Below are 17,599 nucleotides of genomic sequence, written 5' to 3' on the forward strand. Positions count from 1 at the left end.
GCATCCCCCCAGATGAAAGAAGAAATGACACGTCCACTCCGTCTCGTCGCCGTTTCCGGCGGGCTGCAACGCCCATCGAAGTCCGCCGCGCTGGCGGAACACCTGCTCGACCTGATCGCCGACGCGGTCCCTTGCGAACAGCGCCTGATCGAACTCGGTCCTCTCGCACCGCAGTTCGGCGGTGCGCTCCGGCGCTCCCTACTGCCCGACACGGTGGAGCGGGAACTGGCGGCGATCGAAGGAGCCGACGTGCTGGTCGTCGCAACGCCGGTCTATCGCGGCGCATACACGGGACTGTTCAAGCACTTCTTCGACTTCATCGGCCAGGACGCCCTGATCGACAAGCCCGTGCTGTTGGCCGCCACCGGTGGCAGCGAGCGCCATGCGCTGGTGATCGACCACCAGCTGCGACCGCTGTTCAGCTTCTTCCAGGCGCGCACCTTGCCGCTGGGTGTCTACGCGACCGACAACGATTTCGTCGACCACCGCCTGCGGAACCAGGCCCTCATCGAGCGGTCGAGGCTGGCGGTCCAGCGGGCATTGCCATTGATCGAATGGCTGCGCCACGCCTCGCCCTCCGCGGCCGAGGAAGCGGCGCTGGCCTGAAGCAGGAACTCGTCTTCCCTCTCGAAAAAATCAGATCACCGGATTCCAATGAACCAAGAACCCACCTTCACCCTCAAGAGCATCCGTTTCGATGAGAACTACCAGCCATCGGACAGCACGCGCATCACCACCAACTTCGCCAACCTGGCGCGCGGGAGCGAGCCGGCAGCAGAACCTGCGCAACACCTTGAGGATGATCGACAACCGCTTCAACGACCTGGCGCACTGGGACAACCCGACCGGCGATCGCTACGCCGTCGAGCTCGAGATCATCTCGGTGGAGATGAGCCTGGATGCCGAGAGCGGCAACGCCATGTTCCCCGCTGATCGAGATACTGAAGACCTGCATCCTCGACAGGACGACGAACCAGCGCATCGACGGCATCGCGGGGAACAACTTCTCTTCCTACGTGCGCGACTACGACTTCAGCGTGCTGCTTCCCGCATACAACGCCGACCGGGCGGAGTTCGGCACGCCCGAGGATTTCGGCGATCTGCACGGCAAGCTGTTCCAGCAGTTCGCCGGCTCGCGCATCTACAAGGAGCGTTTCGGCAAGCCGCCCGTCATCTGCATCAGCGCCTCGACCAGCAAGACCTATAGCCGCACCGGGAACCAGCATCCGGTGCTGGGTGCCGAGTACCAGCAGAACGAGCTGTCCTCGACCGATCGGTACTTCGCCAAGATGGGGATGCAGGTTCGTTTCTTCATGCCGCCCAATGGCGTGGCGCCCCTGGCCTTCTATTTCCATGGCGACCTGCTGGGCGACTACACGAGCCTCGAGCTGATCGGCACCATCAGCACGATGGAAAGCTTCCAGAAGATCTATCGCCCCGAGATCTACAACGCCAATTCCTCGGCCGGAAAGATCTACAGCCCGAGCCTGAAGAACCAGGACTACTCGTTGACGCAGATCGTCTACGACCGGGAGGAACGCAGCCAGCTGGCGGTCAGGCAGGGGAAGTTCGCGGAGGAGCACTTCATCAAGCCCTACGGGAACGTGCTCGCGCGGTGGGTTGCCGACTGCGTTGCCTGACCCCATCCCCACGCCATCAAACAGCTGCGCGGCCTGACAGGCCCCGCAGTACGCTCGCCATCCCGTCTTCGCTTGAAAAGGAAAATCCAGATGTTCGAAACCTCCATCGCCGGCAGCCTGCCGAAGCCAGCCTGGCTGGCCGAAACCGACAAGCTGTGGCCTCAATGGGCGGCCGAGGGCGATGCGCTGCGCCAGGCCAAGGCCGACGCGACCCTGCTGTGGATCAAGGCCCAGGAGGACGCGGGCCTGGACATCGTGTGCGACGGCGAGCAGTCGCGCCAGCACTTCGTGCACGGCTTCCTCGAGCAGGTCGAGGGCATCGACTTCGAGCACAAGGTGAAGATGGGCATCCGCGACAACCGCTACGACGCGATGGTGCCGCAGGTGGTCTCGGCCCTGCGCCTGAAGGGCCGCGTGCATGCCTTCGAAGCGCAACTGGCGCGTGCGCACACGAAGAAGAAGCTCAAGTTCACCCCTGCCGGGCCCGATGACCATCGTCGACACCGTGGCCGACCGCTTCTATGGCGACAAGGTCAAGATGGCCTTCGCTTTCGCCGAGTTGCTCAACCAGGAAGCCCTGGCGCTGCAGGCCGATGGCGTCGACATCATCCAGTTCGACGAGCCCGCCTTCAATGTCTACATGAAGGATGCCGCCGACTGGGGCGTGCAGGCGCTCGAGCGCGCGGCGCAGGGCCTGACCTGCACGACCGCCGTGCACATCTGCTACGGCTATGGCATCAAGGCCAACACCGATTGGAAGAGCACCCTGGGCGAAGAATGGCGCCAGTACGAGCTGGTGTTCCCCGCGCTCGCCAAGAGCCGAATCGACCAGGTGAGCCTGGAGTGCATCCACTCCCACGTGCCGCCCGACCTGATGAGCCTCTTGGCCGGCAAGGACGTCATGGTCGGCGTGATCGATGTGGCCAGCGAAGCGATCGAGACCCCCGAGGAAGTGGCCGACACCATCGGCAGGGCCCTGGAGTTCGTCCCGAAGGAGCGCCTGTTCCCGTGCACGAATTGCGGCCTGGCCCCGATGGGCAGGGACGTGGCATGGCGCAAGCTCAAAGCCCTAGCGGAAGGCACCCAGCTGGCCAAGGAGCGCCTGGCCACGACGTAACAACACCAAACACAACGAAACCCGCACAAGGACGCGCCATGGCGCGTTGACCCTCATCCCCTCTGGCTGTGCCGAGGAGCGCAGGAGAAAGCGGGATCAGGGCCGCAGCTGTTTGAGCGAAGCGAGTTCTGCGGACCCCCGCTTCTCCGAGCACCGCAGGTTGCCCGTAGCGAAGCGGAGGGACACAGGCAGCGGGGTCGCCTTCTCTTTGGTTACTTTCTCTTGGCGAGACAAGAGAAAGTGACTGGCCCGCCGGGGCGAGACCCGGCCAACGGCGCAACCAAAGCAAACAGTCGAAGATCGACCAAAAAGATCAACGAGGCAGAGCCAAAGCAAACGGCAAGCTGACCACCCCCAACACCGTAGACATGGTCACCAACCCCGCCACAAACGCCCCGTTGTACCCCATCCTCTGCGCCAACACATAAGCACTCGAAGCCGTAGGAACCGCAGAAAAAGCCATCAACACCGAAGCCTGCGCCGCATCCAGCCGCAACCACCGCGCCAGCCCCCAGGCCACCAGCGGCAACACGAAGTGCCGAATCGACAGCACCGAGACAGCCAGCACCTTCCCCCGCCCCAACGTGGCGAACTGCATCCCCGCCCCCGCCGCCAGCAACCCGAGCGCCAACGAAGCCGCCCCGATCCGCGACAAGGTCGGCGTGAGCCAGCCAGGCACCGTGAACCCCAGCACATTCGCCAGCAACCCCGCCACCGTCGCCACGATCAGCGGATTGCGCACCAACTGCCGCGCGAACCCCGTCTGCGCATGCCGCGTCATCGGCCACACCGCCGCGATGTTCATCATCGGCACGCACACCCCGATCAGCACCGCGATCAGCAGCAGGCCTTCGGGTCCCGCGAGCCGCTCGGCCATCGCGAGGCAGATGAAGGAGTTGAAGCGGAACGCGACCTGCACGCTCGCCGCATGGTCGCGCCGATCGAGGTGCGAGCCGATGCCGGGCACCCAGGGCAGCGCATAGGCCAGCGCCACGCCGCACAGGCTCACGCCCACGCCCGCCATCAGCAGGCTCGAGGTCGCACCAAAATCGAGCGGGCTGCGCACGATCGAATGGAACAGCAGCGTCGGAAAAAGAAAGTAGTAGACGAGGCTCTCGACCTGGTCCCAGACCTTGCGGTCCAGCGCGGTGTAGCGGCACAGGAGCCAGCCGATGGCGATCAGGGAGAAGTCGGGGAAAAGCAGCTGCGCGTAGTTCACCGCGCCGAGCATAAACCGCTCAAACCATGGGTATTCCACAGCCCGGGCCACGGCGGCGAGCCGCTAGCATCGCTGCTTTCGCAATTTCGTCCCCATCGTTCAAGGAGTAATCGATGCAACGTCGTCAATGGAGTGCCTTCGTCGGTGCCGCCGCGCTGGTCGCGGTCGCGGGCCCGGCCTTCGCCCAGGGCTATCCCAACAAGCCGGTCGAACTGAGCGTTCCCTTTGCCCCGGGTGGCACGACGGACATCGTGGCGCGCGTGGTGGCCGATCCGCTGGGCAAGGTGCTGGGCCAGCCGGTGGTGGTGATCAACCGCGCCGGCGGCGGCGGCATCGTGGGCGCGGCCGAGACGGCGCGCTCGGCGCCCGACGGCTACAAGCTCGGCGTGGCCACGGTGTCGAGCACCGCGGCCAACCCGGCCATCAACCCGAAGACGCCGTACGACCCGATCAACGACTTCACGCCGATCATCAACATCGCGGCCACGCCGAACATCATCGCGGTCAACCCGAGCTTCCCGGCGAAGAACTACGCCGAGTTCGTGGCCGAGCTGAAGAAGAACCCCGGCAAGTACTCGTACGCCTCGTCGGGCACGGGCGGCATCGGCCACCTGCTGATGGAGCTCTACAAGAGCCTCACCAACACCTTCGTCACGCACATCCCCTACCGCGGCGCGGGCCCTGCGCTCAACGACGTGGTGGCCGGCCAGGTGCCGATCATGTTCGACAACATCCCCTCGGCCATGCCCTTCATCCAGAGCGGCCGCCTGATCCCGATCGTGGTGTCGGCGCCGCAGCGCCTGGCCGCGCTGCCGAACGTGCCGACCTTCAAGGAAGTCGGTCTCGAGCCGGTGAACCGCATGGCCTACTACGGCATCCTCGGCCCGAAGGGCCTGCCGAAGGAAGTGGTCGACAAGATCAGCGCCGGCGTGAAGAAGGCGGTGGAAGACCCGGCGGTGAAGAAGCGCATCGAGGACACCGGCTCGCTGATCGTGGCCAACACGCCCGAGCAGTTCTCGGCCCAGATCAAGGCCGAGTACGAGGTCTACAAGGAAGTCGTGGCCAAGCAGAAGCTCAAGCTCGACTGATTCCGCGCCATCCGCAGGAAGGGCCGTTCCCCGTCGCGGGGGAGCGGCCTTTTTTTTGCTATCTTGCCCATCCATGACCGAGGCCGCCGCCGCACCCACCCCCGACATTGACGAGTTCATCGACGCCCTCTGGCTCGAGGACGGCCTGTCGAAGAACACGCTCGCCGCCTACCGGCGCGACCTCGCGCTGTTCGCGCACTGGCTCGACCAGCAGCGCGGCGGCATGACGCTCGGCGCCGCGCAGGAGTCGGACCTGCAGGCCTACATGGGCGTGCGGCTGTCGGCCAAGGGCAAGGCCACCTCGGCCAACCGGCGGCTCACGGTGTTCAAGCGCTACTACCGCTGGGCGCTGCGCGAGCGCCGCATCGTGGCCGACCCGAGCCTGCGGCTGATGCCGGCGCGCCAGATGCCGCGCGCGATCAAGCTGCTGTCGGAGAAGCAGGTCGACGACCTGCTCGGCGCGCCCGACGTCGACACGCCGCTGGGCCTGCGCGACCGCGCGATGCTCGAGCTGATGTATGCGAGCGGGCTGCGCGTGAGCGAGCTGGTGTCGCTCAAGGTGATCGACATCAGCCTCAACGACGGCGTGCTGCGCGTGCTCGGCAAGGGCAGCAAGGAGCGGCTGGTGCCCTTCGGTGGCGAGGCGCGGCGCTGGATCGAGCGCTACATCGAGGAATCGCGCCCCGTGATCCTCGACGGCCAGCAGACGCCCGACCTGTTCGTGACCGCGCGCGGCGCGGGCATGACGCGCGTGATGTTCTGGGTCATCGTGAAGAAGCAGGCGGCCGCGGCCGGCATCCACGTGCCGTTGTCGCCGCACACGCTGCGCCACGCCTTCGCGACCCACCTGCTGAACCACGGCGTCGACCTGCGCGCGGTGCAGATGCTGCTGGGCCACGCCGACATCTCGACCACCACCATCTACACCCACGTGGCGCGCGAGCGGCTCAAGCAGCTGCACGCGCAGCACCATCCGCGCGGCTGAGTCCGCCGCTCAGTGGCTCCTGCGGCGCCGGCCCTCTGGCGCGGCCGAGAGCGCGGGCGAGAGCGTGTCGAAGAAGGCGCTGACCATGCGCATGTCGCGCCGCTCGGCCAGGCACAGCGCATGGGCCGAGGTGAAGATCTCGGTGTCGCTGATCGCCACGCGATGCAGGTCGGGCGCGGGCACGTACTCGACCTCCGACACCGCGGCGATGCCCAGGCCCTGCAGCACGGCTTCGCGGATCACCTCGCGGCTGCCGATCTCCATCACCACATCGGTGCGGATGCGCGCCTTGTCGAGCGCGAGCTCGAGCGCCTTGCGCGTGGTCGAGCCCTGCTCGCGCATGATCAGCCGCTCGCCCTCGAGCTCGGCCAGCCGGATCGCGCGGCGGCGCGCGAAGCGGTGCGAGGAGGGCACGAAGATCACCACCGGCTGCTTCATGAAGGGCACCGCGAGGAAGCGCTCGTCGCGCACCATCTGCGCGAGCACGCCCACGTCGGCGCTGTAGTCGAGCAGCTGGTTCAGCACGTCCTGCGAGTTGCCGGTGCTGACCGTCACCTTGATGCCGGGATAGCGCTGGTTGAAGTCGACCAGCATCTTCGTCACGTGGTAGGGCCCCACGGCTGCCACGCGCAGGTGGCCGGTGCGCAGCTCGCCCGCGTCGCCCAGCAGGTTCACCGCGTCGGCCTCGAGGCTGAAGATCTGCTGCGCGAGCTGCATCAGCTGCTCGCCCATCACCGTGAGCTGCACGCGCCGGCCGCGGCGGTGGAACAGCTCCACCTTGTAGGCCTCCTCGAGAAAGCGCACCTGCGTCGTGATGGTGGGCTGGCTCACGTGCAGGCTCTCGGCGGCGCGCGTGAAGCTGCCTTCGCGGGCCACCGCGAAGAAGGAACGAAGCTGGGTCAGGCGCATGCGGCGGCTCCGGAAAAAGGCGGAATTCTCGATGAACTCGACTATAGGTTCATTGAATACATCGACGAAAAAATTTGAATTGGATCGATGAATAGGCCGGTGATGTACTCGCCGCCAGGTGCTCCAGGTCGGCACGAAAAAAAGACGACCGGAGCGCCACGAATCCTCGGGCCGCCACGACGGCGGCGCGAGGGACCGGAACCGCAGAAGAATGGAGACACAGATGATGAAACGCAGAAGCTTGCTGTTCGGCTCGGCCGCCGCCGTGGGCGCGGCCTTCCTTCCACCGGCGCGGGCGCAGCAGGCGCTCACGGTCGGGCTGATTCCTTCCGAGGATTCGCGCGCGATGATCGCCAACAGCCAGCGCATGATGGACATGCTGGCCCAGGGCCTCGGCATGCCGGTCAAGCCCTTCGTGGCGGCCGACTACAACGGCGTGATCGAGGCGCTGCGCTCGAAGCGGCTCGACGTGGCCTATCTCGGCCCGTTCTCGTACGTGCTGGGCGCCACGGTGGCCGACATCGAGGCCTTCGCGGTCGCCGAGACCAAGAAGGCCGGCCGCACCTTCTATTACAGCCAGGTGGTGGCCCACAAGGACAGCGGCATCAAGAGCGTGAAGGACCTGAAGGGCCGCACCTTCGCCTTCGTCGACCCCAGCTCCACCTCGGGCCACCTGTTCCCCAAGGCCGGGCTGATGAAGGCCGGCTTCGATCCCGACAAGGACTTCGGCCGCGTGATCTTCTCGGGCTCGCACGACTCGAGCGCGATCGCGGTGCAGAACCGCAAGGTCGACGCGGCCGCCATCGCCGACCGCATCCTCGATGCCGCGGTGGCGAAGGGGCTGGTCAAGCGCGAGGACCTGGTCGAGGTCTGGCGCTCCGATCCGATCCCCGAGTCGCCCACGGTCTGGCGCAAGGACCTCGGCGCCGATCTCAAGCAGCGCGTGCAGGCGGCCTTCTTGCAGGTGAAGGACATCCCCTGGTCCGACCAGGGCCTGCTCAACGGCTTCCATCCGACCAACGACGCGGCCTACAACGTGATCCGCGACACGGCCAGGATCCTGAAGCTCGATCTGGGGAAGATGAAATGATCGAGATTCGCGGCCTTTGCAAGCGCTACGGCGACTTCACCGCGCTCCACCAGGTCGACCTCGCGGTCGGCAAGGGCGAGTTCGTCGTCATCCTCGGTGCCTCGGGCGCCGGCAAGTCGACCCTGCTGCGCTGCATCAACCAGCTCGCCGAGCCCACGCAGGGCGAGGTACGGGTGGACGGCGCGCCGGTGCGGCGCGATCGCGCGGGACTGCGCCGCGTGCGCCGCGACGTGGCGATGATCTTCCAGCACTACAACGTGGTGCCGCGCCTGTCGGTGCTGAAGAACGTGCTGACCGGGCGGCTGGGCTCGATGCCGGCGCTGGCCTCGTGGTTCCAGGTCTTTCCGGCGCGCGACATCGCGATCGCGCGCGAGTGCCTGCGCCGTGTCGAGCTCGACCACAAGGCGGACCTGCGCACCGACACGCTCTCGGGTGGCCAGAAGCAGCGCGTGGGCATCGCGCGGGCACTGGCGCAGCGGCCCAAGGTGATCCTGGCCGACGAGCCGGTGGCCAGCCTCGATCCGAAGACCTCGCGCAAGGTGCTGAACTACCTGCGGCAGGCCAGCCGCGAGGACGGCATCACCGTGATCTGCAACCTGCACCAGGTCGACTACGCGCGCGAGTTCGCGCAGCGCGTGATCGGCGTGGCGGGCGGGCGCGTGGTGTTCGAGGGCCGCCCCGACGAACTGACCGACGAGGTGCTGCAGCGCATCTATCCGGGCGGCCTCGAGCCCGACCCGGGGGAGCCGAAGGAAGACGCGGCCCTGGCCGCCGCGCACGCGCCGGCGCTGCCGCCGGTCCAGCAACTCGCCCTGGAGCAGCCATGATCGCGATCGGACGCTACAACCTGTTGATCGCCCGCAGCGGCGGCAACCCCGGCTGGTGGAAGTACCTGGTCGCCGCGGCGGCCGGGCTCGGCGTGCTCTGGTGGGCCGCGATCGGCGCGCAGGTGAGCTTCGGCGAGCTCGCCAAGGGCATGCCGTGGATCGCCGACTTCCTCGGCCGCATGCTGCCGCCCAACTGGGAGTTCATGGGCAAGCTGGTGAAGCCCGCCATCGAGACGGTGCAGATCGCGCTCTGGGGCACGCTGCTGGCGGTGGTGCTCGCGGTGCCGCTGTGCTTCTTCGCGGCGCGCAACATCTCGCCGAACGCGGCGGTGTTCCATGCGATGCGGCAGGTGCTCAACATCACGCGCGGCATCAACGAGATCATCCTCGCGCTGATCTTCGTGGCGGCCGTCGGGCTCGGGCCCTTTCCCGGCGTGCTGGCGCTGGCGCTGCATGGCGCGGGCATGCTCGGCAAGTTCTTCGCCGAGTCGATCGAGGAGATCGACCAGGGGCCGATCGAGGCGCTGCGCTCCACCGGCGCGGGCCCGATCCAGACCATCGTCTTCGGCGTGATCCCGCAGGTCGTGACGGCATGGATCGGCGTCATCGTCTACCGCTTCGAGACCAACTTGCGCCAGGCCACGGTGCTGGGCATGGTGGGCGCGGGCGGCATCGGCTTCGAACTGGTGGGCAGCATGAAGCTGTTCCAGTACCAGGACACGGCGACCTGCATCCTGGTCATCGTGGTCATGGTGATGACCGCCGACTACCTCTCGACCCGGCTGCGCGCCTGGATCCAGCAGGGCGCGCGTTCCTGAAGCGGCGGCGGTTCGCGCTCCCCGTCTCCCGTGCTTCGAGGCCGTGCCGCGGCTTGCCGCAGAATCGGCGGCTTTCGAACACGAGAGACATCGACATGAGGATCCACCGCGTCTTCCTGGCCGGCCTGGCGCTGGCCGCAACCGCCGCCGCCACCACCGGCCCCGCCCTGGCCCAGGGCTACCCGTCGGCCAAGCCGATCCGCCTGATCGTGGGCTATCCGCCCGGCGGCGGCATCGACTTCGCGGCGCGCACGGTGCAGGTGCCGCTGCAGGAGGCGCTCAAGCAGCAGCTGGTGGTCGACTACAAGCCCGGCGCCAGCGGCATGATCGCCGCCACCGAGCTCACGCGCCAGCCGGCCGACGGCTACACGCTGCTGCTGGCCAACACCGGGCCGTTCGCGATCGCGCCGTACCTGCAGAGCAAGCCGCCGTACGACCCGATCAAGCAGTTCACCTACATCGGCCAGATCAGCCAGGGCAGCTACATCGCTGTGACGCGGCCCGACCATCCGGCCCGGGACCTCAAGGAGTTCGTGGCCTGGGCCAAGGGCCAGCCCGGCAAGGTCAACTTCGCCTCGGGCGGCAACGGCACCTCGACGCACCTCAACGGCGAGCTGATGAACCAGGTCACCGGCCTGGACATGACGCACGTGCCCTACAAGGGCAGCGCGCCCGCGGTGCAGGACCTGATCGGCGGGCAGACGCAGATCCTGATCGACGCGGGCAGCGTGCTGCTGCCGCAGGTGAAGGGTGGCAAGCTCAAGGCGCTGGCCGTGACCGGGCCGCAGCGCGATCCGCAACTGCCCGACGTGCCGACCGTGAAGGAGCTGGGCCTCGCGGGCATGGAGTCGGTGGGCTTCCAGGGCCTGGTGGGACCGGCGGGCATGCCGAAGGAGGTGGTGGACCGCCTGTCGGGCGAACTCGCCAGGTCGGTCGCGCAGCCGGCGATCCGCGCCAAGTTCGCCGCGGCGGGCGCCGAGGTCCATTCGCTGGGCCCGGTGGAGTTCGCGGCCTTCGTGAAGGCCGACAACGAGAAATGGTCGAAGCTGATCCGCGAGCGCAAGCTGCAGCTCGACTGATGGAGGCAGACTCGAGGGCCATGACGAATTCGATGCATTCCTTCTTCCCGTCGACGCGCCGCACCGCGGTGCTCGCCTCGCTGGCCGCGGCCGGCGCCTTCCTCTGCGGCGCCGCGGCGGCCCAGACCCCGGCCGTGCCCAAGACCCTGCGGCTGATCGTGGCCTATCCGGCCGGCGGCGTCAGCGACGTGGTCGCGCGCGCGCTCGGCGACCGGCTCGCGGCGCAGCTCGGTACCACCGTGGTGGTCGAGAACCGCGCGGGCGCCAGCGGCGCGATCGGCATGGACGCGGTGGCCAAGGCCGCGCCCGATGGCGCGACCCTGGGCTTCTCGGCCATCAGCCCGCTGGTGCTGAGCCCGCACCTGGGCAAGCTGCCCTTCGATCCGCTGAAGGACGTGGCGCCGGTGGCCAGCGTGATGTATTCGCCGGTGCTGCTGATCGCCACGCCCGCGAGCAAGGCGAAGGACTTCCGCGCGCTGCTCGACGACGCCAGGGCCCATCCGGGCGCGGTGCGCTGGGCCACCTCGGGGCCGGCCTCGCTCGGCCACATCGTGCTCGAGCAGCTGCGCTCGGCCGCCAACGTCGACATCACGCACGTGCCCTACAAGGGCGGCGGCCAGCAGCTCAACGATGCGCTGGGCGGGCAGTTCGAGATCCTCTCGACCAACGCCAGCCCCACGCTGGGCGCGCACATCCAGTCGGGCAAGCTGCGCCCGCTCGCGGTGGGCGCGCCGGCGCGGCTCGAGAGCCTGCCGCAGGTGCCCACGCTGGGCGAGCTGGGCTACAAGGCCGCCAACATCAACTCGCTGTTCGGCGTGTTCGCGCCGGCCGCCACGCCGCCCGCGCTGCTCTCGCGCTACAACGCCGAGATCAACAAGGCGCTGGCCAGCCCCGAGCTGCGCGCCAAGCTCACGGCCACCGACAACGTGCCCACGGGCGGGCCCGCGGCCGACTTCGCGAAGGAGATCGCCAGCGAGTTCGAGAGCAATGGCAGGATCGTGAAGGCGGCGGGCATCAAGGCGGACTGAGAACGCGCTGCGGACCCCGGCGGCGACGCGGGCATGTCGCCCGCGCGATAGGCCTTCTTTTTCCCCTACCTTATAGTAGGCAACATCATGAGCAGCGTTTCCTCAGCGGCCTCAGCGGCACTCGCCACCGGCAGCACGCGCGACCAGATCCTGGGCGCGGCGCGCGAGCTCATCACCACGCGCTCGTACCTGGGTTTCAGCTTCCAGGACGTGGCCGACGCGGTCGGCGTGCGCAAGGCCAGCCTCTATCACCACTTCCCGTCGAAGGAGGCGCTGGGCGTGGCCGTGCTGCGCGAGGCGATCCAGGGCTTCCGGCGCTGGGACGAGGCCAAGGCCCGCGCGCCGCGCGAGGCGCTCGACGCCTATTTCCGCATGTGCCGCAACGGCCTGCGCGCCGGCTCGGCCGTCTGTCCCGCGGGCGCGCTGACGCCGGGCTGGGACTGCATCCACGACGAGCTGCGCGGCACGGTGCAGGAGTTGCGCGAGCTGCAGGTGCGGTGGCTCGCGGGCGTGTTCGGTGCGCTGCTGCCCGCGCGCCCCGCGGAAGGCGGCGGCCCCGATGCCGCGGCGCTCGCGGCCTATGTGTTCGCGGTCTGCCAGGGCGCGCTGCTCGCGTCGCGCATGACCGGCCGCGTGGAGGATTTCGACGAGGCGATCGCGCAGCTGAGGAGCTCGCTGCCCGTCTGACACACCTGCATTCACCCGCAGGCACGCCCCGCGTGCCTCTTTTTTGACCTGTCAGCCTACCGATTGGATGGTAGTTTTAAGGAGCACACCATGAAAGCCGTCATTTCCGCCTATGCCCGTTCGCCGTTCCATTTCGCGAAGAAGGGCGCGCTGGCCGGGGTGCGTCCCGACACGCTGGCCGCCGGCGTGGTCCGGGGCCTGCTGCAGCGCACCGACCTCGATCCCGCGTTGCTCGAGGACATCGTCCTGGGCTGCGCCTATCCCGAGGCCTCGCAGGGCAACAACCTCGCGCGCATCGTCGGCCTGCTGGCCGGCCTGCCGCACGAGGTGGGCGGCATGACCGTCAACCGCTTCTGCGGCTCGTCGATGCAGGCGGTGCACATTGCCGCCGCGCAGATCGAGGCCGGCATGGGCGAGGCCTTCCTCTGCGTGGGCGTGGAGTCGATGAGCATGGTGCCGCAGGGCGGCTTCAACTTCTCGCCGAGCCCGGAGCTGCTGGCGAACACCGACGCCTACATCTCGATGGGCGAGACCGCCGAGAACGTGGCGCAGCGCTGGAACGTGAGCCGCGCCGACCAGGAGGCGCTGGCGGTGGAGTCGCACCGCAAGGCCGCGGCCGCGCGCGAGCAGGGCCGCCTGGCCGGCGAGATCGTGCCGGTGCGCCTGGCCTCGGGCGACCTGGTCGAGGCCGACGGCTGCATCCGTCCCACCACCTCGGCCGAGGCGCTGGCCAACCTCAAGCCCGCCTTCCGTCCCGACGGCGTGGTGACGGCCGGCACCTCGTCGCCGCTGACCGACGGCGCGGCCGCGGTGCTGGTGACCAGCGATGGCTTCGCCGCGCGCCATGGCCTGAAGGCGCTGGCGCGCATCAGGTCCTTCGCCACCGTGGGTGTCGACCCGGCGATCATGGGCATCGGCCCGATCCCGGCGACGCGCAAGGCGCTGGCACGCGCGGGCCTGAGCGTGGCCGACCTCGACGTGGTCGAGATCAACGAGGCCTTCTCCTCGCAGGCGCTGGCCTGCATCCGCGACCTCGGGCTCGACCCGGCCACGGTCAACCTCGACGGCGGCGGCCTGTCGATCGGCCATCCGCTGGGCGCGACCGGCGCGCGCATCACGGGCAAGGCGGCCTCGTTGCTGGCGCGCGAGAACGGCCGCTATGCGCTGGCCACGCAGTGCATCGGCGGCGGGCAGGGCATCGCGACCATCCTCGAGCGCGTCTGAGCGCCGGCGCGACACGACGCGGCACGGTGGCGACAATGCCGCCGTGCCATCAGCGAAGGAGGAACGCACCATGACCGACACCACCGCCACCCCCCGCGCCAAGCTCTACCTCGACGACCTCGCCGTGGGCGACCGCTTCACCAGCGGCGAATACGCGCTCGACGCCGAGAAGATCAAGGCCTTCGCGCTGCAGTTCGACCCGCAGCCCTTCCACACCGACGAGGAGGCCGCCAAGCGCACCTTCTTCGGCGGCCTGGCCGCGAGCGGCTGGCACACGGCGGCCGTCACCATGCGCCTCCTGGTCGACAGCGGCATCCCGCTGGCCGACGGCATCATCGGCTCGGGCGGCGACGAGATCCGCTGGCCGCAGCCCACGCGGCCCGGCGACGTGCTGCACGTGGTCAGCGAGATCGTCGAGATCGTGCCCTCGCGTTCCAAGCCGGGCCGCGCGATGGTCCGCGTGCGCTGCGAGACGCGCAACCAGCGCGGCGAGGTGCTGCAGCACTTCTCGCCCAAGCTGGTGGTGATGAAGAAGCCGGATTGACTTCGGTCGCTAGGGGGCTGGGCTGCCGCCGCCCAGCGCCTTCAGTTCCTCGTCGCTGAAGCCCGCGCGCGTGCGCGCCTCGAGGTTGAACGGCGGCTTGAGCCGCGGCGCCTCGTAGCGCGCCACGAGCGCCGGATAGGCCCTTTCCGCATCGATCCCCCGCGCGCTCGCAGAGCCAGCGATACCAGTGGTTGCCGATCGCCACGTGGCCCACCTCGTCGCGCAGGATGATGTCGAGGATCTCGACCGCGCGCAGCGCATCGGGCGTGTTCACGCGCTTGAGCTTGGCCTGGATCAGCGGCGTGGCGTCGAGCCCGCGCGCCTCGAGCGTGCGCGGCACCAGCGCCATGCGCGCGAGCACGTCGTCGCGCGTCTTCTCGCACATGCTCCACAGGCCGTCGTGGCCGGTGAAGTCGCCGTAGCGCCAGCCCATGGTTTGCAGGTGCGCATGCAGCAGCGTGAAGTGCTGCGCCTCCTCGTCGGCCACGCGCAGCCAGTCCTGGTAGTAGCGCGCGGGCATGCCGTCGTAGCGCCAGGCGGCGTCGAGCGCGAGGTTGATGGCGTTGAACTCGATGTGGCAGATCGAATGGACCAGCGCCGCGCGGCCCTCTGTGTTGAACGGCGAGCGCTTGCCCACCGCCATGGCCGACACGCGCAGCGGGCGCTCGGGGCGGCCCGGCACGCCGAGCTCGTCGCCGGGCACGCGCACGGGTTCGTCTGCTATGGTTTCGCTAGCGATATGCGCTGCCAGCGCGCGGGTTGCCGCCACTTTCTCTTCGGGGTCGGTGAGGCGCAACGCGGCCAGGGCGCTCAATCGGGGGTGCATCCCTACAATTCTAGGTTTCACCCCTCTTTCCCTTTCCGGAGACTCCCACGATGGCCCTCTATGAACTCGACGGCGTGGCGCCGCAACTCGGCGACGGCGCCTGGGTCGCCGACAGCGCCGAGGTGATGGGGCGCGTGACGCTGGCCGAGAACGCGAACGTCTGGTTCGGCGCCGTGCTGCGCGGCGACACCGAGGCCATGACCATCGGCCGCAACAGCAACATCCAGGACCTGTCGGTGCTCCATTGCGACATCGGCTGCCCGCTGACCGTGGGCGAGAACGTCACCGTGGGCCACCAGGTCATGCTGCACGGCTGCACCATCGGCGACAACACGCTGATCGGCATGCAGGCGGTGGTCTTGAATAACGCCAAGATCGGCCGCAACTCGATCGTCGGCGCCGGTGCGCTCGTGACCGAGGGCTCGGAATTCCCCGACAACTCGATGATCCTGGGATCGCCCGCGAAGGTGGTGCGCACGCTCGACGAAGCGGCCGCCGTCAAGCTGCGCCAGGGCGCGGAGCACTACGTCAAGAACGCCCGCCGCTTTGCGGCCGGCCTGAAGAAGATCGCCTGAGCCTGCGCGCGAGGGCACCCGAAGAAAGAACCCCGTTGTGAGCGAGCTGCATAAATTCCTGTTCGATGGCCTGCCGGTGCGCGGCATGATCGTGCGCCTGACGGACGCCTGGCAGGAGATCCTCGCGCGGCGCGCCTCCAACACCGCCACCGGCGCCTACCCGCCGCCGGTGGTCGAGCTGCTAGGCGAGATGACGGCCGCGGCCACGCTGATGCAGGCCAACATCAAGTTCAACGGCGCGCTGATCCTGCAGATCTTCGGCGACGGCCCGGTGAAGGTGGCCGTGGCCGAGGTCAAGCCCGACCTGAGCCTGCGCGCCACCGCCAAGACCATCGGCGAGCTGCCGGCCGATGCGCGGCTGCCCGACATGGTCAACGTGAACAACAAGGGCCGCTGCGCGATCACGCTCGACCCCAAGGACAAGCTGCCGGGCCAGCAGCCCTACCAGGGCGTGGTGCCGCTGTTCGGCGACGAGGGCGAGAAGCTCGGCAAGCTCAGCGAGGTGCTGCAGCACTACATGCTGCAGAGCGAGCAGCTCGACACCACGCTGGTGCTGGCGGCCGACGACAAGGTGGCCGCGGGCCTCCTGATCCAGCGCCTGCCGGTCAAGGGCGAGGGCAACCTCGAGGGCACCTCGCCGGCCGATCGCGACCAGGCGAACGAGGACCAGATCGGCCGCAACGAGGACTACAACCGGATCTCGATCCTGGCCTCGACGCTCACGCGCGAGGAGCTGCTCACGCTCGACGTCGAGACCATCCTGCGGCGCCTGTTCTGGGAAGAGAAGCTGCTGCGCTTCGAGCCGCAGCGCGGCATGCTAGGCCCGCACTTCGCCTGCACCTGCGGCCGCGAGCGCGTGGCGCAGATGATCCGCGGCCTCGGCGCCGAGGAGGCCGAGAGCATCCTCGCCGAGCGCGGCGACATCGAGGTGGGCTGCGACTTCTGCGGCAAGCAGTACCGCTTCGACGCGGTCGATGCGGCGCAGATCTTCCGCCCGCCGGGCGATCAGATTCCCGGCACGCCGGTGGTGCAGTAAGTCGGTGCCGGGCGCTCAGCCCGGCTGGCGCAGCACCTTGACCATCGCCGCGAGCCGCTCGTTCGCATAGCCGGCCGCGAGCGCGCGGTCGAACCAGCCCATCAGGAAATCGGGAAAGCCCGCGTCGAGCTTCGCCTCGCGCGCCTGCCGCACGAACAGCCGGCCCGAGCCCGCGCAGGTCGCCATCGAGCTCTCGGCTTCGCCGTAGCGCTCGGCGTGGATGTCCTCGCCCTCGGCGCGGATCATCTCGCCGATCACGGGCGAGATGGTGCCGATCATGTGTGCGAAGTCCCGCACCGGCAGCCGCTCGGATTCGAAGATGCGCACGCCGTGGAAGAAGCCGGCCATCGCGCCGAACATGCACGAGAGCGTGGCGAGGTCCCAGGCGGCGGCATTGCCGATCGGCTCGCCCAGGTAGGTGATGTGGCCCGCGATGGCCTCGAGCACCGGCCGGCAGGCCGCGAGCGCGCGCGCCTCGCCCGACACGAACAGCGGCGTGTCGGGCCGGCCGATCTGCGAGGGCGTGGCGAGCAGCGCGCCGTCGAGGTACGCGACGCCGTCGAGGCGGGCCCAGTCGTCGCGCGCATCCTGCGGCGTGCCGGTGCTCAGCTGCACCAGCACCTTGCCGCGCAGCGCCTCGGCCACGCCCGGCTGCGCGAGGATCGCGCGCCAGGCCGCGTAGTCGGCCACGCAGACCAGCACGATGGGGCTCGCGGCGACGGCGGCGCGCGCATCGGCGGCGAGCACGGTGCCCTGGCCAAGCAGCGCTTCGGCGCGGCTCGGCGTGCGGTTCCACAGCGTGAGCGTGTGGCCGCGCTGCAGGGCACGCGCGAGCGCGATGCCCATCGGGCCGAGGCCGATGAGGGAGACGTCGGTAGGGGTCATGGTTGCTTCCTGCATGGATCGG

General features: G+C 68.7%; 16 protein-coding genes and 3 pseudogenes. 15 read left to right on the plus strand and 4 right to left on the minus strand.

What is annotated here, in order from left to right; genetic code table 11:
• Positions 1–24 precede the first annotated feature (24 nt).
• The 3 genes and pseudogenes from msuE (at position 25) to ACHMXE_RS22510 (ending at position 2,757) form a co-directional block, all read left to right on the plus strand.
• Positions 25–606, plus strand: coding sequence for an FMN reductase (msuE, locus tag ACHMXE_RS22500; protein WP_395352757.1), 582 nt, complete (start codon positions 25–27; stop codon positions 604–606).
• A 48-nt stretch (positions 607–654) separates the two neighbouring features.
• Positions 655–1,640 (plus strand): annotated as a pseudogene (locus tag ACHMXE_RS22505) (DUF1852 domain-containing protein).
• A 90-nt stretch (positions 1,641–1,730) separates the two neighbouring features.
• Positions 1,731–2,757 (plus strand): annotated as a pseudogene (locus ACHMXE_RS22510) (methionine synthase).
• A gap of 313 nt (positions 2,758–3,070) precedes the next feature.
• On the opposite strand, the gene ACHMXE_RS22515 reads toward ACHMXE_RS22510, so the two are convergent.
• On the minus strand, positions 3,071–3,988 hold the full coding sequence (locus tag ACHMXE_RS22515; RefSeq protein WP_395351379.1) for an AEC family transporter: 918 nt from the start codon (positions 3,986–3,988) through the stop codon (positions 3,071–3,073).
• Positions 3,989–4,089: 101 nt separating this feature from the next.
• Here ACHMXE_RS22515 and ACHMXE_RS22520 point away from each other — a divergent pair, with 101 nt between their 5' ends.
• Positions 4,090–5,064 carry a tripartite tricarboxylate transporter substrate binding protein BugE gene (locus ACHMXE_RS22520; RefSeq protein WP_209543370.1) on the plus strand — a complete coding sequence of 325 codons (975 nt, stop codon included), beginning with the start codon at positions 4,090–4,092 and terminating at the stop codon, positions 5,062–5,064.
• A 73-nt stretch (positions 5,065–5,137) separates the two neighbouring features.
• Positions 5,138–6,049 (plus strand): site-specific tyrosine recombinase XerD, encoded by a 912-nt coding sequence (gene xerD / locus ACHMXE_RS22525; protein ID WP_395351381.1) that lies wholly within the window; start codon positions 5,138–5,140, stop codon positions 6,047–6,049.
• A gap of 9 nt (positions 6,050–6,058) precedes the next feature.
• Here xerD and ACHMXE_RS22530 read toward each other — a convergent pair whose 3' ends face one another.
• Positions 6,059–6,958 carry a LysR substrate-binding domain-containing protein gene (locus ACHMXE_RS22530; RefSeq protein ID WP_203201853.1) on the minus strand — a complete coding sequence of 300 codons (900 nt, stop codon included), beginning with the start codon at positions 6,956–6,958 and terminating at the stop codon, positions 6,059–6,061.
• A 226-nt stretch (positions 6,959–7,184) separates the two neighbouring features.
• On the opposite strand from ACHMXE_RS22530, the gene phnD reads away from it, so the two are divergent.
• The 8 genes from phnD (at position 7,185) to ACHMXE_RS22570 (ending at position 14,255) form a co-directional block, all read left to right on the plus strand.
• Complete coding sequence (gene phnD, locus ACHMXE_RS22535) at positions 7,185–8,048, plus strand: phosphonate ABC transporter substrate-binding protein (protein ID WP_395351384.1); 864 nt, start codon at positions 7,185–7,187, stop codon at positions 8,046–8,048.
• Complete coding sequence (gene phnC / locus ACHMXE_RS22540; RefSeq protein ID WP_395351386.1) at positions 8,045–8,875, plus strand: phosphonate ABC transporter ATP-binding protein; 831 nt, start codon at positions 8,045–8,047, stop codon at positions 8,873–8,875. Before phnD ends, phnC begins: the two co-directional genes overlap by 4 nt.
• Positions 8,872–9,693, plus strand: a complete 822-nt coding sequence (phnE, locus tag ACHMXE_RS22545) for a phosphonate ABC transporter, permease protein PhnE (RefSeq protein WP_203201851.1) — start codon at positions 8,872–8,874, stop codon at positions 9,691–9,693. Before phnC ends, phnE begins: the two co-directional genes overlap by 4 nt.
• Before the next feature lie 95 nt (positions 9,694–9,788).
• The gene (locus tag ACHMXE_RS22550; protein WP_395351388.1) at positions 9,789–10,772 is read left to right on the plus strand and encodes a Bug family tripartite tricarboxylate transporter substrate binding protein; all 984 of its coding nucleotides are present in this window, start codon (positions 9,789–9,791) and stop codon (positions 10,770–10,772) included.
• A 32-nt stretch (positions 10,773–10,804) separates the two neighbouring features.
• The gene (locus ACHMXE_RS22555) at positions 10,805–11,800 is read left to right on the plus strand and encodes a Bug family tripartite tricarboxylate transporter substrate binding protein (RefSeq protein ID WP_395352759.1); all 996 of its coding nucleotides are present in this window, start codon (positions 10,805–10,807) and stop codon (positions 11,798–11,800) included.
• A gap of 87 nt (positions 11,801–11,887) precedes the next feature.
• Entirely contained in the window at positions 11,888–12,487 is a 600-nt protein-coding gene (locus tag ACHMXE_RS22560; RefSeq protein WP_395351390.1) for a TetR/AcrR family transcriptional regulator, read from the plus strand.
• Positions 12,488–12,577: 90 nt separating this feature from the next.
• On the plus strand, positions 12,578–13,711 hold the full coding sequence (locus ACHMXE_RS22565; protein ID WP_395351392.1) for a thiolase family protein: 1,134 nt from the start codon (positions 12,578–12,580) through the stop codon (positions 13,709–13,711).
• 70 nt (positions 13,712–13,781) lie between these two features.
• A complete protein-coding gene (locus ACHMXE_RS22570; RefSeq protein ID WP_093354609.1) occupies positions 13,782–14,255 on the plus strand; it encodes a MaoC family dehydratase in 474 nt (157 codons plus the stop codon).
• Positions 14,256–14,264: 9 nt separating this feature from the next.
• On the opposite strand, the pseudogene ACHMXE_RS22575 reads toward ACHMXE_RS22570, so the two are convergent.
• Positions 14,265–15,081: pseudogene (locus ACHMXE_RS22575) on the minus strand (ferritin-like domain-containing protein).
• Positions 15,082–15,131: 50 nt separating this feature from the next.
• On the opposite strand from ACHMXE_RS22575, the gene ACHMXE_RS22580 reads away from it, so the two are divergent.
• Together ACHMXE_RS22580 and ACHMXE_RS22585 are read left to right on the plus strand one after the other, a co-directional pair.
• On the plus strand, positions 15,132–15,656 hold the full coding sequence (locus ACHMXE_RS22580) for a gamma carbonic anhydrase family protein (protein ID WP_395351395.1): 525 nt from the start codon (positions 15,132–15,134) through the stop codon (positions 15,654–15,656).
• A 37-nt stretch (positions 15,657–15,693) separates the two neighbouring features.
• Positions 15,694–16,692 carry an Hsp33 family molecular chaperone HslO gene (locus ACHMXE_RS22585; protein WP_057595926.1) on the plus strand — a complete coding sequence of 333 codons (999 nt, stop codon included), beginning with the start codon at positions 15,694–15,696 and terminating at the stop codon, positions 16,690–16,692.
• 15 nt (positions 16,693–16,707) lie between these two features.
• On the opposite strand, the gene ACHMXE_RS22590 is transcribed toward ACHMXE_RS22585, so the two are convergent.
• The gene (locus ACHMXE_RS22590; protein ID WP_395351397.1) at positions 16,708–17,577 is read right to left on the minus strand and encodes an NAD(P)-dependent oxidoreductase; all 870 of its coding nucleotides are present in this window, start codon (positions 17,575–17,577) and stop codon (positions 16,708–16,710) included.
• Between the last annotated feature and the right edge of the window lie 22 nt (positions 17,578–17,599).

Source organism: Variovorax sp. UC122_21, assembly GCF_044056785.1.
Classification (GTDB): Bacteria; Pseudomonadota; Gammaproteobacteria; order Burkholderiales; family Burkholderiaceae_C; genus Variovorax.